This is a genomic window from Chryseobacterium sp. GM_Chr_2, from assembly GCF_026540445.1.
In the GTDB taxonomy this organism is placed as follows: Bacteria; Bacteroidota; Bacteroidia; order Flavobacteriales; family Weeksellaceae; genus Chryseobacterium.
Map to the genome: position 1 here is coordinate 428,984 of NZ_JALNUD010000002.1, position 15,375 is coordinate 444,358.

At 36.0% G+C, this 15,375-nt stretch carries 10 protein-coding genes; 5 read left to right on the forward strand and 5 right to left on the reverse strand.

The window, feature by feature from the left end:
* Positions 1-9 precede the first annotated feature (9 nt).
* From OXQ85_RS05180 to OXQ85_RS05190, 3 genes are all read left to right on the forward strand, one after another.
* Positions 10-1,290, forward strand: coding sequence for a sugar isomerase (locus OXQ85_RS05180; RefSeq protein WP_267402749.1), 1,281 nt, complete (start codon positions 10-12; stop codon positions 1,288-1,290).
* Between the two features lie 425 nt (positions 1,291-1,715).
* Positions 1,716-3,101: an FGGY family carbohydrate kinase gene (locus tag OXQ85_RS05185; RefSeq protein WP_267402750.1), complete on the forward strand. Its 1,386-nt coding sequence runs from the start codon at positions 1,716-1,718 to the stop codon at positions 3,099-3,101.
* Between the two features lie 85 nt (positions 3,102-3,186).
* On the forward strand, positions 3,187-4,338 hold the full coding sequence (locus OXQ85_RS05190) for an alpha-hydroxy acid oxidase (RefSeq protein ID WP_267402751.1): 1,152 nt from the start codon (positions 3,187-3,189) through the stop codon (positions 4,336-4,338).
* A 95-nt stretch (positions 4,339-4,433) separates the two neighbouring features.
* Here the strand turns inward: OXQ85_RS05190 and OXQ85_RS05195 are convergent, their stop codons facing one another.
* The 5 genes from OXQ85_RS05195 to OXQ85_RS05215 form a co-directional block, all read right to left on the reverse strand.
* On the reverse strand, positions 4,434-4,877 hold the full coding sequence (locus OXQ85_RS05195; RefSeq protein ID WP_267402752.1) for a nuclear transport factor 2 family protein: 444 nt from the start codon (positions 4,875-4,877) through the stop codon (positions 4,434-4,436).
* A 72-nt stretch (positions 4,878-4,949) separates the two neighbouring features.
* On the reverse strand, positions 4,950-5,993 hold the full coding sequence (locus OXQ85_RS05200) for a GntR family transcriptional regulator (protein ID WP_267402753.1): 1,044 nt from the start codon (positions 5,991-5,993) through the stop codon (positions 4,950-4,952).
* A gap of 337 nt (positions 5,994-6,330) precedes the next feature.
* Positions 6,331-8,466: a hypothetical protein gene (locus OXQ85_RS05205; protein ID WP_267402754.1), complete on the reverse strand. Its 2,136-nt coding sequence runs from the start codon at positions 8,464-8,466 to the stop codon at positions 6,331-6,333.
* A 233-nt stretch (positions 8,467-8,699) separates the two neighbouring features.
* Positions 8,700-12,308 carry a DUF4450 domain-containing protein gene (locus OXQ85_RS05210; RefSeq protein ID WP_267402755.1) on the reverse strand — a complete coding sequence of 1,203 codons (3,609 nt, stop codon included), beginning with the start codon at positions 12,306-12,308 and terminating at the stop codon, positions 8,700-8,702.
* A 1-nt stretch (position 12,309) separates the two neighbouring features.
* The gene (locus OXQ85_RS05215) at positions 12,310-13,710 is read right to left on the reverse strand and encodes a glycoside hydrolase family 28 protein (RefSeq protein ID WP_267402756.1); all 1,401 of its coding nucleotides are present in this window, start codon (positions 13,708-13,710) and stop codon (positions 12,310-12,312) included.
* Between the two features lie 573 nt (positions 13,711-14,283).
* On the opposite strand from OXQ85_RS05215, the gene OXQ85_RS05220 reads away from it, so the two are divergent.
* Together OXQ85_RS05220 and OXQ85_RS05225 are read left to right on the forward strand one after the other, a co-directional pair.
* On the forward strand, positions 14,284-14,913 hold the full coding sequence (locus tag OXQ85_RS05220) for a TetR/AcrR family transcriptional regulator (protein ID WP_267402757.1): 630 nt from the start codon (positions 14,284-14,286) through the stop codon (positions 14,911-14,913).
* Between the two features lie 50 nt (positions 14,914-14,963).
* A complete protein-coding gene (locus OXQ85_RS05225) occupies positions 14,964-15,290 on the forward strand; it encodes a DUF6660 family protein (RefSeq protein ID WP_267402758.1) in 327 nt (108 codons plus the stop codon).
* Positions 15,291-15,375 lie beyond the last annotated feature (85 nt).

Sequence of the window (15,375 nt, forward strand, 5' to 3'; positions counted from 1 at the left end):
AAGTAAATCATGATTATAGGAAAAGATATCATTGAACAAAATAATAAAATCGAGGTTGAAAATTTCAATTCAGACTTTGGGTATTTATCAGATAAACTGACAAGATCAGGTGCAAATGTTGCTGAAATTGTCAACAAAATTGCTGATTTCCAGGTAGCCATTCCAAGTTGGGCTTTGGGAGCGGGAGGAACTCGTTTCGGAAGATTTTCTTACGGGGGCGAACCATCTTCTTTAGAACAAAAGTTGGATGATGTTGGATTAATTCACGCTTTAACGCATTCTGCAGGAGCAATTTCACTTCATATTCCTTGGGATATTCCCAGCGATGTGACGGCGATTAAAGAAAAAGCGACTTCTCACGGATTGATCTTTGATGCCATGAATTCCAACACTTTTCAGGATCAGGCAGATGCAAAACAGTCGTATAAATTTGGTTCTTTAAATGCTGTAAATGAAGATTCTAGAGCGTATGCTGTGGAACATAATAAAGAAGTCATCAGAATCGGAAAAGAATTAGGTTCAAAAAGCTTAACCGTTTGGTTGGCAGATGGATCAAGTTTTCCTGGACAATTAAATTTCCAGACAGCTTTGTCAAAAACAGAGCAAAGTTTAAAAGAAATCTACGCAGGAATGCCGGAAGACTGGAAATTATTCATTGAATATAAACCTTACGAACCGAATTTCTATTCAACAACCATTCAGGATTGGGGAACGTCTTTCATGCTGGCAAATGCTTGCGGTGAAAGAGCGTACACGTTGGTAGATTTAGGTCACCATTTACCGAATTCAAATATTGAACAAATTGTTGCAACATTGATGTATAAAGGAAAATTAGGAGGTTTCCACTTCAATGACAGTAAATATGGAGATGATGATTTAACGGTAGGTTCAATCAAACCTTATGCATTATTTCTAATTTTCAACGAATTGGTGTACGGAATCGAGAACAATCCTCAAAACCCTTATCCGGCTTGGATGATCGATGCGAGTCACAACATAAAAGATCCGTTGGAAGATTTAATTCAGTCTTTGGAAGCGATCTTAATTGCTTATGCACAGGCTCTTTTGGTAGATCAAAAAGCATTGAAAGATGCTCAGTTGAATAACGATGTAGTTCGTGCACAGGAAATTTTACAGAATGCCTACAGAACAGATGTTCGTCCGTTATTAAAAGCAGCGAGATTGCAGACAGGTGCGGCATTAGACCCGATTTCAGCGTACAGAAATCTTAAAGTAAGAGAAAATTTAATCTCCGAAAGAGGTTTAAATGTAAAAGCAACAGGGCTTTAAAACTGTATTAAATTGATAATTTGGACTTTCAGGTGCAATCGAAAGTCCTTAATTATATGTATCCTTATTTTTTTAATCATTAAGGTTGAAAGTGTTTAGATCATTAGGGTTTTTAAGCCTCGTCGCTTAAGGAAATTAGTGGATTTTTTCCGTATAAATGTTAATATCTGAACACTCCTTAATGGTGTTGAAAAAATTATTGAAACTAAATATAAAATATAATTTAGTCTTTGCGATCTAAGTTAAGTGAAATCGAAGATTCGACGTAGTCAAACGCCTTTGTGAACTTAAAAACGTATAGTACTCCAAAAAATCTTTGAGAACTTTACGTTTAAAAATAAAGCAAATTAGTGTTATTTGTGTTTAAGTAAAAGATTGCCGCGTCGCTTCGCTCCTCGCAATGACAAAAAAAATTCATCCCAAGAATGTCTAAAAAAAAGGTAACCATCGTATTTGATATTGGAAAGACCAATAAAAAATTCTTTTTATTTGATAAAAATTACAAAGAAGTTGTTCGTGAGTATACAGAATTACCGCTCACGACGGATGAAGACGGTTATCCCACGGAAGATCTTGGAGCCTTGCAAAACTGGATTAAAGATAACTTCAATGCCATTTTGGATGATGAAAATTTTGAAGTAAAAGCTATCAACTTCTCGACGTATGGAGCGAGTTTTGTGCATTTGGATCAGAAAGGAAATGTTCTGACGCCTTTGTACAATTACACCAAACCTATGGATCAGGATATTCTTGATTTATTCTACGAAAAGCACGGAAGTAAACTGAAAATTGCCCGCGAGACAGCCTCTCCACAATCCGGAATGCTGAACTCGGGAATGCAGTTGTTTTGGCTAAAGCATAAGCATCCAGAAACCTTCAAAAAAATTAAATACAGTCTACATTTACCTCAATATCTGTCTTATCTGTTTACCGGAATTTGTGTGTCGGAATTTACTTCGATAGGCTGCCACACCAATTTGTGGGATTATGATAAAGCAGATTATCACGACTGGGTTTACGAAGAAGGAATCGATGTTTTATTGCCGCCAATTGTTCCGACTTCTGCGAGTATTAATACTTCGTACAGAAATAAAAAAATCAAAATCGGTGTAGGAATCCATGATTCTTCATCGGCATTATTGCCTTATATTTTAAGTAAAAAAGAGCCGTTTTTATTGCTTTCAACAGGAACCTGGAGTATTTCTTTAAATCCATTTAATGATGAAAGCTTAACCGACGAAGACATCGAAAATAATTGCTTAAATTATATGCGAATCGACGGAAAACGTGTAAAAGCATCGCGTTTTTTCATGGGCAATGAATATAAAATTCAGGTTGAAAAATTGTGTGCACATTACGGAAAAGAATATGGTTTCCACAGAGAAGTACAGTTTGATCAGGAATTATATTTACATTTGATGAAGCATCAGGCGGTGTATTTCCGTTTTGAAGGAATTGCTTTAAAAAGAAAAATGATTAGTGAAACAGATTTAAATTCTTTTGCTACATTTGAAGAAGCTTATCATCAGTTAATGATTGAATTAATGGATTTACAGATTCATACGATAAAAAATGCGATCGGAAATTCAGAAATCAATACCATTTATATTGATGGAGGATTCACAGATAATGATGTATTTATGAAGCTGATGTCTCACCATTTTCAGGATTACAGCGTGATGTCTACACATTCGCCGCTGGGTTCGGCATTGGGAGCATCGATGGTGATTTCTAATAAAGAAATCGATGAAACCTTTTTACAGCAACATTATCAGATGAATTTGCTTCAACCTTTAATTTTTAATGTATAAAATATTTTAGTTGTTGGTTAATGATTGTCAGTTGACATCAAAATAGTAAAACCAGCAACTATCAACCAACAACGAAAAACAAATTATGGCATTTCCCTTTGATACGCGTTACGCCTCCCTTGAACTTCTCATTGAAAGAGCAAAAAAAAGAATGCCTCGTTTTGCGTTCGAATATTTGGATGGTGGCTGTAACGAAAACATCAACAGAGACCGAAATACAAGCGAGCTGAGAGACGTTCTGCTTCGTCCGCGCTATTTGAATAACAATTATGCAGAAGCCAATATGGAAACCGAGTTATTTGGCGTAAAATATTCTGCTCCTTTCGGAATTTCTCCCGTTGGATTGCAGGGGTTGATGTGGCCAAATGCTCCGGAAATTTTGGCTAAAGCAGCTTTTAAACATAATATTCCATTCATTTTAAGTACCGTTACCACAAGTAGTATCGAAAGAATTGCGGAATTAACGGAAGGAAAAGCTTGGTATCAATTATATCATCCGAGAGAAGAATGGTTACGAGACGATATTCTCGAACGTTGTGAAGCTTCTGGTTATGATGTATTATGTGTTTTGTCTGATGTCCCGACTTTCGGGTACAGAGCCAAAGAAATCAGAAATGGTTTGGCAATGCCTCCTCAATTGAATTATCGAAATATTTCCCAAGCGTTAGCAAAACCAGAATGGTGTCTTGAAATTCTGAAACACGGGGTTCCAAGTTTTAAGACAATGGAAAAATACATGGATAAAAACATGAATGTGAAACAACTGGGGCAGTTCATGAATTCTACGTTTTCCGGAAGATTAAATTCAGACAGAATCAAAGCCATTCGCGATAAATGGAAAGGAAAATTGGTCATTAAAGGTGTTGCTTCCGATGAAGACGCAGAAGAAGCAGTCCGTTTAGGATTCGATGGAATGATTATTTCCAATCACGGCGGAAGACAATTGGATGCCGGAGAATCTACAATTGCGGTGGTGAAAGAAATCAGCGAAAAATATAAAGGTCAGATTAAAATAATGATGGACAGCGGCGTAAGAACCGGTCCGGATGTTGCCCGTGCATTAAGCTGTGGTGCTGAATTTACCTTTATGGGAAGAACGTTCATGTATGCTGTGGGAGCTTTAGGCGACAAAGGCGGAGATCATATCATTGAAATGCTTAAAATGCAGTTCAGACAAGTAATGGAGCAGGTTTGCTGTGAAAAACCGGAAGAGTTACAGAACTTTAGAGTGAAGTAAGTTTTTTAGGTAATGATGCTTGAAGAGGGAGGCTGGAAGTTATTGAATTACGCGTTCAACAACCTCCGGCTTCCTTCTTCAAGCTTCCAGCCAATTTATTTCTTTTTCTCAGACTTCACGGCCTGTCTAGCCAATAATTTCCAGTCTTTTTTCACTTTGGTCCAAACCAGGATAATATCCAGTGTTACATCGCCGGGTGCTTTTCCGGCATCAGCAGTCGTTGCATATAAATGATGACGTACAATCGCGGTATTTCCCACAATATCAACCTTCTGATTAGTAATATCAATGGTAACAAAATCAGATTTTTTGCTGACTAATTTTTCAACAAATTCTGTAGCATCATCAATATGTCCACCAGAATGTCCATAAGTTAATTCAGGTAAAATTAAAGCCTCCAATTCAGGTTTTTCTCCGCTGATCATTGCTAGTCTTAATTTTTCTGAAGCTGCAGTCACAGCGTCTTTATCATTAGTTTTCTGTGCGAAAATAGTTACTGCCATTAAAAGACTCATGGCTAAAATTATTTTTTTGATCATAATAAATTTATAATTTTTCTTATTTAAATAGTTAATGTAATCGATTGCATTTGATGTTTTTAAAGAGATAATTTATAAAGAATCTCTCTGAATAAATTTAAACACATTATTTACAGATTCTTTTTTATTTTTCAGGATCATATACGCTGCAGATTCGCCCATTGCTTTAAAATCTGTTGTAATAACCGTAATTCCAAGCAATTCTTTCAGTGGAGTTTCATTGTAGGAAATGATGCCGATATCTTCACCCAATTTCATATTATTCTGTCTGATTTGCTTTACCAAATTTACCAGATCACGTTCACGAATGGTGATGAAAATATCCTTTTGTAATTCCATGTCGGGATAAATTTCATCCAAAATTTCATAATCCAATTTAAAATCTTTACAAAACTTCTCAAAACCGCGAACAATACGGAAAGGGTAGGGGTGAATCGACTTGTCAGGATATACCAAAATGATCTTCTCATATTTCCTGATTTTGTCTAAACCTTCCTCTAATGCTTCATAAATATCATGCTCAAAATCCTGAAAAATAGAGCCGTATTCGCCCGAAATATTAGGTTTTGTATTATCAAGCATCAATAATTTGTTCTTCGGAATTTGTTCAATCATATCAATAACTTCCTGTGTTGAACTCGTGTGTTTCGACTGCTCATCCCGAAAATGTGGCATAATCACATAATAATCAAATCCGCCTAAATTTTTCTTTAATGAATTGATAAAAAGCGTTTCGTCACAATGGTAAATATACATCTCCACATTGCCTTTGGAACCGATTGCATTCACAAAATAATTATAAATCATCATCTTGTAAGTACTCGGTTTATTGATCAGGAAGAAAATATTGATGGTATCATTTTTATTAACACGCGAAATATAATATCCCTTTCCCTTTACAGACTCAATAATCTGCCTTTTCCTAAGTTCTTTATAGGCTTTTTCAACGGTATCTCTTGAAAGAAAACAAGATTCGCTGAGCTCATTGATCGAAGGGATTTTTTCTCCAATCTGAATTCCTCCACCATCAATTCCGTTCAGGATAGAATCTACAATCTGCTTATATTTCGGAACTCGGGAATTTTCATTAATGTTTATTTCAAACGTTTCTGCCATGGCTTTTCGGTACAAAGGATTATTTTAGTTTTAAAAAACTAATGTAATAAAGAGGTTAACGGTTCAGAAAAGATACAAAAATTTACAATAAATGATATTCGTCATGTTTAATTTTGAAAATTAATTTAAATGGTTGATTTTTAAATAATTGTATTTACTACCTGATATACGTTTAAATTCTCAAAATCCCCGGAAATTATATGTAACTTTAAAATAATGACCAATTTTAACCTTTACGTTAACCTTAATCATAACCTTGATCTTTGAGTATCATACTTTAAATAAAAAAGCCTGCTCTTCGTAAGAACAGACTTCAGCTATATGAATGTGAAATTTTTTAAGGCATCTTTTTAAAACCTTCGGCTTTTATTTTCCAGGTTCCATCTTTCGGAAAGCCAGGATATTGTCCTGTCGAATTATCCCAACCTTCCAACATCATGGCAACAGTTGTTAAAACACCGCCGTTTCCAGGAAGATAAATTCTCAAACGACCATCCTGGAAATTATGACCATTTTTAAGATATGTATTGGTCTGAATATCCATAAATAAAGCATCCAGCGCTTTATTCGGAAGTCCCAATCTTGCAGCTGTCATCGCGGTCATCGGGAAATCCCAACCCCAGGTGTGACCCCAGTTCCATCTTTCCCAAACAATATCCAATGTGTTTTTCATAATCTTTTTATCCAATTTTGGAGATTCAGGAACCATTCCTAATGCTCCTAAAACAGCAGGGTGGTCGGTCATCCATTTTGGGAATGTGAAAGAATCTCTTGCCGATTCTGTCGATAAATAAACTCCATCCTGAACCGGAAGCGGAGCCAATTTCGTAATCACATCATCCCATTTTTTATCTCTCGATTCACCCAATCTTTCTTTCCATTGTTGAGCCACTTTCAATGCCCAATCCCAATACGCCACTTCATAAGTAGGGTTAAAAGTATCTTTTGCAGGGAAAACTTCCTGTGCAGGAATTACGCCTTTTCCTAAATTATAGCGGTTTTTTTCTTTGTCATACGTTGCAAAATCAGCCATAAATTCAGCTGTTGCGTAAACCAAATCTTTATATTTTTCTAAAACTTTTTTGTCTTTGTTATGACGGTACAAAAGTTCAGTCATATAAATCAAATGCGGTTGCTCCCAAATTAAAAATGCAGCCACAGAAGACGGACTTTCGTTTCCTTCATTATCCGACATTTTAATCCAGCGAACGCCTTTGTAACCTTGTCTTTCCGCTAATTTTTTAGCTTTTTCAAACGACCTGAAATAATAATCTAATTGTTTTTCCAAAATCTCCGGTCTTCCCCACAAAGCAAAATGAACGCCGTGCCACCAATGCATTTCTGTGTGTGGTTTTCCGTACCAGCTGTTGAATGTCAAACCTGTTTCCTGCGGCGGATTGCTTCCTCCACACTGAACTTTCGTTAAATATTCAGACAGAACAATTCTGCGCTCCAGTTCATTGGCTCTTTTATCGGTACTTCCTTCAAAATCAACGGCTGCACCACTTTCCCAGAAGTTTTTCCATCCGGAAATACTTTCTTTTTCAGCATCAGCGAATAAGCTTTTTGAAGTTTTTTGATTTTTCTCTGAAAATTCAACTGTCAATTCTAAATTTTTACTTTTCGAAGATGGTTCGAAAACGAATTGATGCTTTCCGGATTCGCTTAATTTTCCTTCCGTAAAATACAATTGTGTGAAATAATCTGCAGTCTGTAATTTATGCTCAATCAATCCCTGAGTTGAGCTTGAAGAAATGATTTTTGTAGAATGTTTATCAGCATTTCCGTAAAAAGCCGCTTCATCCAAAAACTGTCCGCTCGGATAAGAATATTTTGCAAAAACCTTTAATCTTTTTTGAGAAATTAAATCAGACTCAATTTTAACCCCGATTTTATCAGAATTTTGGAACGAAGCTGTCCAAACTTTTACCGGAGTACCTTCCAATGAAAATTCGCTGGTGATAATTCCCGTCCATAAATCAATTTTCTGATTGATGTCTTGAATGTCTGAAACCTGTGCTTTTTGTCCGTTCTTTTTAATCAGTTCAATTCCAACATTTCCGAGTTGCAAACGATGTTGGTTAACTCTGAAATATTCAACCGCTTTTTTGTTGCGTTCCGGTTCTTTGATTTGAACACTGTACAACGCTTTTCTTCCGTCATTATTGAAATCGTAAGGCTTCAAAGTTTCCTCAAATTTGAACTTTTCGGTATTCGGAAAACTGTTCCAGCCCCATTCAGATTGAGTTCCCAAAGAAACTCCATTTTTGTAATATTCAGGGAATGACTGCATTCCCGTGATGTCAACGGTGTAGGCAAATTTTCCGTTTCCAACCGTTAAAGTTGATAAAGTATCTGCTTTTATATTGACGATATTATGTCGCTGAACGACTTTTTTACGATCAATTTTCTGAGCATTCAGGGATGAAAACCCGATGCAGAAAAGACTCAGATATATTGCAATTTTCTTCATTTTTAAATTTATTTTTTGTTTTTAACCACAAAAGAGGCAAAAGATTTCTCTTATTATTTAGCTATTCAAAAGCTGGCAAAACGAGAATATAAACCATACATTTTGTAAACTTTTGAATTTCTTATTTTCCAATAATTTCTTTTGAACCTTTTGCGGTTAAATTATTTATTTATTTTTCATCAGCCTCGAATACATGAATAATTGAATAAAAATTCGTGAATTCGTGGCATTAATTATTTCAAAACAGTAGCACTCATCATCCCAATCACCACATCATTGCTCACTGCGGTAAATTTTACAGATTTTAATTCTTTATTTGCATCAATTGGCAAATCCAAAATTGTTGCAGCTCCGCCATCAATTTGACGGTCTGTAAACCCTTTAATGCTGGAATATTTACTTAAACTTCCGCCTTTATATAATTCGCCTGTTTTCAATTGAACCCGATACGGAATTTTATCATCTGGAATTTCAAATGCAAAATTATCATCAAACAAATCCTGCTCAATCGGCCACCAATTCACTGGATTTTTCAATTCCAATTCAGAAGTTGAACCATCAACATATTGAACCGTAATTTTTCCATTCACAATCTGCGACTGCATCGGATTCGTAGAACCCGCCATCAGAAAATAAATTTTCTTTCCTTTTCCATTCAAAGGAATTTCAATCGATTCAGGATAATTGTCCCACTGACTTGCAAAGACAATATTTTTATCCGATTTATCAATTAAAAATGGAATTCCGAGAAAATCAATTTTGTTGTTTTTTCTTTTATTCATTAATCCGGAATCATCGATTTGAGCGGTAATCAACGGATAACACCAGTTTCCGATTCCCTGCCACGGAAGTTGTAGAGTAGGGACTTTCAACCTTGGCGAAAGATATTTTTGGTTGAAAATCTCGGTTACTTTTTCGTTGTATTTTGAAGCTAATGAAATATTGTTGAACTGACCTTGGTTTTCAATTTCCCAATCGGTGATTTCGATATTTTGTTTAATTCCATTATATTCTAGTTCAATAGAATTTGTTCCTTTGCTTAAATAATTTGCAGGAATTTCAATGGTTGTATTTTGATTTTTCTGAATGCTAAAGGTTTTATTTAAACCATTAATACTTAGTTTTCCATTAATTGCATTCGCTGATTTTGACTGAATCTGTAGTTTTTTATTCACCCATTTTGTTTCCAAAGGAAAACGAATATCCACATTCACAGGTTGCCACCAAGTCGTTCCATTTTGTTCAACTTGAACGAAAAAAGTTCCTTTTCTTTCTTCTTGAATTAAATTGAAATCATTTTTAACCACCCCGTCTTCTCCCTTTGGTCGAATCCACCCCTCCAGAGGAGGGGAATTTTTAATGAGTCCTTGCGGATCGTAAACCCGTTTTATTTTCTTTTTTGAATCAAAATTTAACTGAAAATTTTCAGAAATATAATTAGTAAAATCCGTCTGTTCACTTTTGCTTTCTTCGCCAGAATAATTGATTTCAATTTTAAAATCTTTTCCTTTCGGCGTTTCAAACTGAATAATGGGCTGTAAAATAGAATTCGGTTTAACCTTCCAATTTACATTTTTACCATTAACCTGTACCGATTTGATATTGGAATAATTCACAGGAATCTGCATTTCTAGCGAAACTGGATTCTGATATTTTGATTTAAATAAATATTCAGTTTTCTTAGAAGTTCTTTTAAACTCATAATCCCAATTCGGAAGTCTCAACTCGGAAGAATTCCAGTCTTTCGGAAATCCTGGTTTGATGACGATTTTATTTTCCAATAAATTAGGATAAACTCCAAAAAGTCCTTCTGTCAAAGTTCTTGAAGCCATACCAATCGGGTCAGCAAAATCTCTGTACAATTCTCCACGAAACGCATCATAATGAGAAAGCTGTTCAAAATTCCCCGGACTGATGCCGTAATACATCGATTCTACCAAATTTCCTTTCCAAAGTTGGTAGGCATCATGATTTCTTCCGGCTTGCCAATACGCCAAAGCGGTCTGTAGGTTTTCCGCCAAAGCCACATTGTTAATCGACCAATCATAAGGTTGCCAATTGGTCGTTGCTAACGTAAAATAGTCTTTATGAGCCGCACCTTTTACCGTAATCGGAATTTTTGGTGTATAATTATTGATGTATTGTAAGTTCTGATAATCTTCAAATTCATTCAAAATAAACGCGTCAGAAACGTGATAAATCGACCAGATTCCCGGTTTGTCGTGAACGATTTGATTGCCTAAAGCATCTTTATATTCAGCAAAATAGCCTTTGTTTTTAATCCAAAGTTCATTTTTCATTGCCTTTAAAATCGCATCAGCTTCCTGTTCGTAAGGTTGAGGATTTTCGCCAATAATTTTTGCTAGCTTTGCCATTTCACGGTTGGCTCTGTAATTATACGCCGAAGTATGTGTCACTTTTCCACCCGAATATTGAAGCGCATCACTCGCCCAAATCGCCGCATAAGCATCATACAAGTCGCCCCGTTTAAAATTTCGTTTTTCCCAATCCATATGGCGAACCATTGTCGACCACATTTTTTTCAGAAATTCTTTGTCTCCTGTGTAATTAAAATGCGAAAATAGCTGGTCAAAAAATACCAGATTCATATCGTAGTGATGCGGTTTTGTATTGTCATTTGGGTTTCTGGAAATATATCCGCTCGAAAAAACAGAAGTCCCCATTTTCTCCGCACTTCTCGCCAAATGAAGCAATGTATCCATTTCTACAGGCGCAAAATCAGGTTTTAAAACCTGCGAATTGGCGTAACTTTCAAAATGTTCTTTTGCTCTGTCGTGCCAACTCAACGCATCTGCTGTGTAAGCGCCACGCCACGCATTCAGTCGCATTCTCCAAGCAACTGCTCCGTGAAGAAAAGTCGGACTTTCCCAGATTCCGTCGGCTGCAACGGCTAAATTCGCTCCGAAATTATTCAAATCTGCATCCGGAGTTTTGAGCTGAATTCTGTTCGTTAAAGTTAAACGAGCTTTTTCAGCTTCATTAAATATGTTTTTTAAATCTTCGTCTGAAAAGTTTTTAGCCGATTTTCCTTTCGCTATTTGAATATAAACCGGATTTTTTTGTGAAGAATAGGAAGCGTAAACAATCGGAGATTTATCTGTTCTATTTTGAGTAAACTCAGCCAATTTTTCTAAAGTCTGAGCATCAGTTTGCTGTAACAAATTAACGTTTGAAAAACTTCCACTAACGATTTGACTTTCTTTTTTCTTATTTAAATAATTGAGTTGGAATTGATTTTTATTAATCTGAAACTGATTATTCAGACAATATTCAGGCAACAGATAAAATCCGGATTCCGGATCTGCGCCAATGTCGCCGTTTCTGCTGAAAGTCGTCCCGCTTGCTCCGCCAAAAACCGCATAGATTTTTGTTGACGAATCTATATTCACAGTTTCCATTTTTACCACCAAGCCTTCTTCCTTGGCTTGTGCTAAAACGTTGATTTTCAAACTTCCGGTTCCTAAAATAGGATCTTTTATTTCATACAGCATCGTTCCGGGACGATATCGGGTTTCAATCTTTTCAGCATTAATTAATTTTCTAATGGAATTTCCTTTCTGAATAATAAACTGAAGATTTCCGCCCATTCCCGGAAGATAGAGTGCAAATTCCGGCAAATCTCCCGCTTCAACTCTCGATGCACGATTATCTCCGTACAAAGCACGGTTGAAACGGTATTTTCCGTTGACCAACAAAAAATCGCCTTTGTCCTCTTTATAATGCAGTTCACGCTCTTTGTTCTGCCAATGTTTTGATTGAGCAAAAGAATGGGAGAGTGCCGATAAAACGATGAGTCCGGCGAAAATGGTTTTCTTTCGCATTTTATGGTTTTAACTCAGTTAATGGTTGTCCGTTAACGGTTACATTTTTCAAAGTCACATTTTTCATATAATCTACTTTATAAGGTATCTGAACGCCGACCATTTTAGCATTGATCATTGTGAAATCTGTTACCGGAGAAGATTCGTAGGCATCAGAAAATACAGCATATTTTCCGCCTTTGTCAACGGTTAGGTTTTCAACCCAAATATTTCTCATTGTCGGTATGTGATTTCCCGGCTTTTCGTAATGCATATTGAAACGAACTGCCGCTTCTTTGTAAGCCCCCACTTTTGTATTGTAGAAGAACACGTTTTCAATGATTCCGCCACGACTTGAACTGGTTTTAATTCTCAACGCACGGTCAAGATTTTTGCTGTCCATTAGGTTTCCGACAGCGTAAATATTTTTCGCACCACCTGCAATTTCGCTTCCGATAACGACTCCGCCATGACCGTCTTTCATTTCGCAGTTTTCTATAATATGGTTTTCGGCTGGTCTTCCAATATCTCTTCCGTCCTCGTCTCTTCCGGATTTGATGGCAATACAGTCGTCTCCTGTGTCGAAATAGGAATCTTTAATCCAGACATTTTTACAAGCTTCAGGGTCGAAACCGTCATTGTTTGGTCCGTGACTGATGACTTTTACCCTTTCAATTAAAACATTTTCACACAAAACGGGATTCAAGTTCCACATTGGCGAATTTTTAACCAAAACATCCGCCATATAGAAATTTTTAGACTTGTAAGGCTGAACGAAATTTGGTCTTAAATAATAACCGTCTCCGAAAATTCTTTCTCTCGCAGGTTTTCTCTGAGCCATATATTCGTGAAGTTTTGCTCTTGCTGGATTTTGTCTTCCCGGGCGAGTTTCGTTGTAACCATATTTTGTTGCACCACACCAAAACCACCAATTATCCAAATCTGAATTTCCGTCTAAAGTTCCTTTTCCGGTAACAGCGATATTTTCTTCTTCGTAAGCATAAATTAAAGATGAATAATTCATACATTCCATTCCTTCCCAACGTGTGAAAACGATAGGGTAGTCGTTGCTGTCTTGGCTAAAAAGAATCGTGGAACCGTCGCTTAAATGAAGATTGACATTAGATTTAAGATAAATAGCTCCTGTCAAGAAAACGCCGTTTGGAACGACAACTCTTCCTCCGCCTTCTGAATTACATTTTTCAATTGCTTTTTTGAAAGCTTCGGTATTTTTTGTTTTTCCATCCCCAATCGCACCGAAATCGGTAATCAAGTAATCAACTTTTCTGAATTCAGGTTTTTTGATTTGCTTTTTTAACGCTTTGATTTCTTTTAAAGGCTGTTTTGCGGAAGTCCACGGTTTGTATTGTGCCGATAACGATATCGATAAAGCGAGAGTAAGAGTTAGGGCAAGTTTTATCATAATGTCAGTGAATATTTAGGTTTAAAGAAAGATAGTTTAGGATCATTCTTTTATTAATCGCAATCTAAATTAATTGTTATAAAGAATTATCCTGCACTGTCGGTATATTTTTAGTTTTGTAATCGATTGCGCAATTTAGGCATAATTAAGGTTTAGAAAAATGGTAATTTTTTCTTATTCTAAATATTAATAGGTCTTATAAAATTCAGCCAACGGATTTTGCTGATTCATTATAAAGAAAAAGCACCATTAGAAATCTAATGATGCTGTTAGGTTTTCGTGTTTTTACCTTAGCGATTTGCGGTATAAATTGTTTTTCGTTTGTGTATTAATCAATCTTTTACCACTGCTTCATTATGTATTCTGAAGCATTGAAACTGAGGGATCGAAATTTGAAATTCTGATTGTTATTGCTTTGAATCTGAATTATTTTTTTTCGTTTCTTCAACCTTACTAGTGTTTAAATATATATATAGAATGGTTTAGTTTGGTGCAAATATATAAAAATTAAGACACTAAATAGTGTCTAAAATAATAAAATTTTTCTTAAACTTGTATATTGAATGTTTAATGATGGAAAGAAAACCAGCAGCAGGCAGTATCCGCAACAAAGAACGAAGTAAAAAAAAGTTTTTGGATGCAGTAGGAAAAATCCTGAAAACGAAAGGCTACGCCGCATTAAAGATAAATCACATCGCAGCTACGGCTGGGGTTGACAAAAAAATGATCTATACCTATTTTGGAGGTATGGACGGGTTGTTAGACGAATATATTCGCTCTCAGGATTACTGGAGCAATCTGACGTCTGATAAGGTGATGCCTGAGGTAGATGATGGCGGAAGAAAAATTATAGAAGGAATGTTACAAATGCAGTATGAGTACGTGCATAGCAACAAAGATGCGCAGAAACTTTTGCTTTGGCGTTTGGCAGAATCCCGAAAAGCTTTACGAAAAATGACAGATACTCAGGAAGCCAACGGAGAGTATATTTTTAAAAATATTGCAGATCCGCATTTTGGAAAACATTCTGAGGAATTCCGGTCGGTGATGGCCATTATGGTTGCCGGACTTTATTATTTGAATATGTATTCTTCGGTGAATGGGGAAACTTTTTGCGGAATTAATCTTACTACTTCCGAAGGTCGCGATCACATAAAAAAAGCAATTTCTTTTATGACGCAGATGTCTTATGAAAATTTGTAGATTAAAATGATTATTCATTTTTTATTATAGAAATTACCTAAATTTGCATCGTGAACATTTTGAGACTTTTGCTTACAATTTACTTTTTGGTGTTGTCATTGATGCCATGCGGTGATGTACATGCGCAGTCTCCAACGGTGGATGAGGTTTTAAAAGTAACATTTCAGACAGATAATCATTCTAAAGATAAGACCGATGTTTGTTCGCCATTATGTTCATGCAACTGCTGCCAGATTACGGTAGCTTCTTTTAAAGTTGAACCCATTATTTCCTTTCCGGAGCAGGTTCACAGCTATTATTCAAAAAAAATTCTTTTCCAGAAAAACGATTTTGCGTATTTGGTGTACGACCAGATTTGGCAACCCCCTAAAATTTAATTTTTATTGATTGTAATGGAAGACTTGTGTCTTTCATCAATTTGTTGTGGAAACTTTGCAATACCGTTGCAACGTATTCATGTTC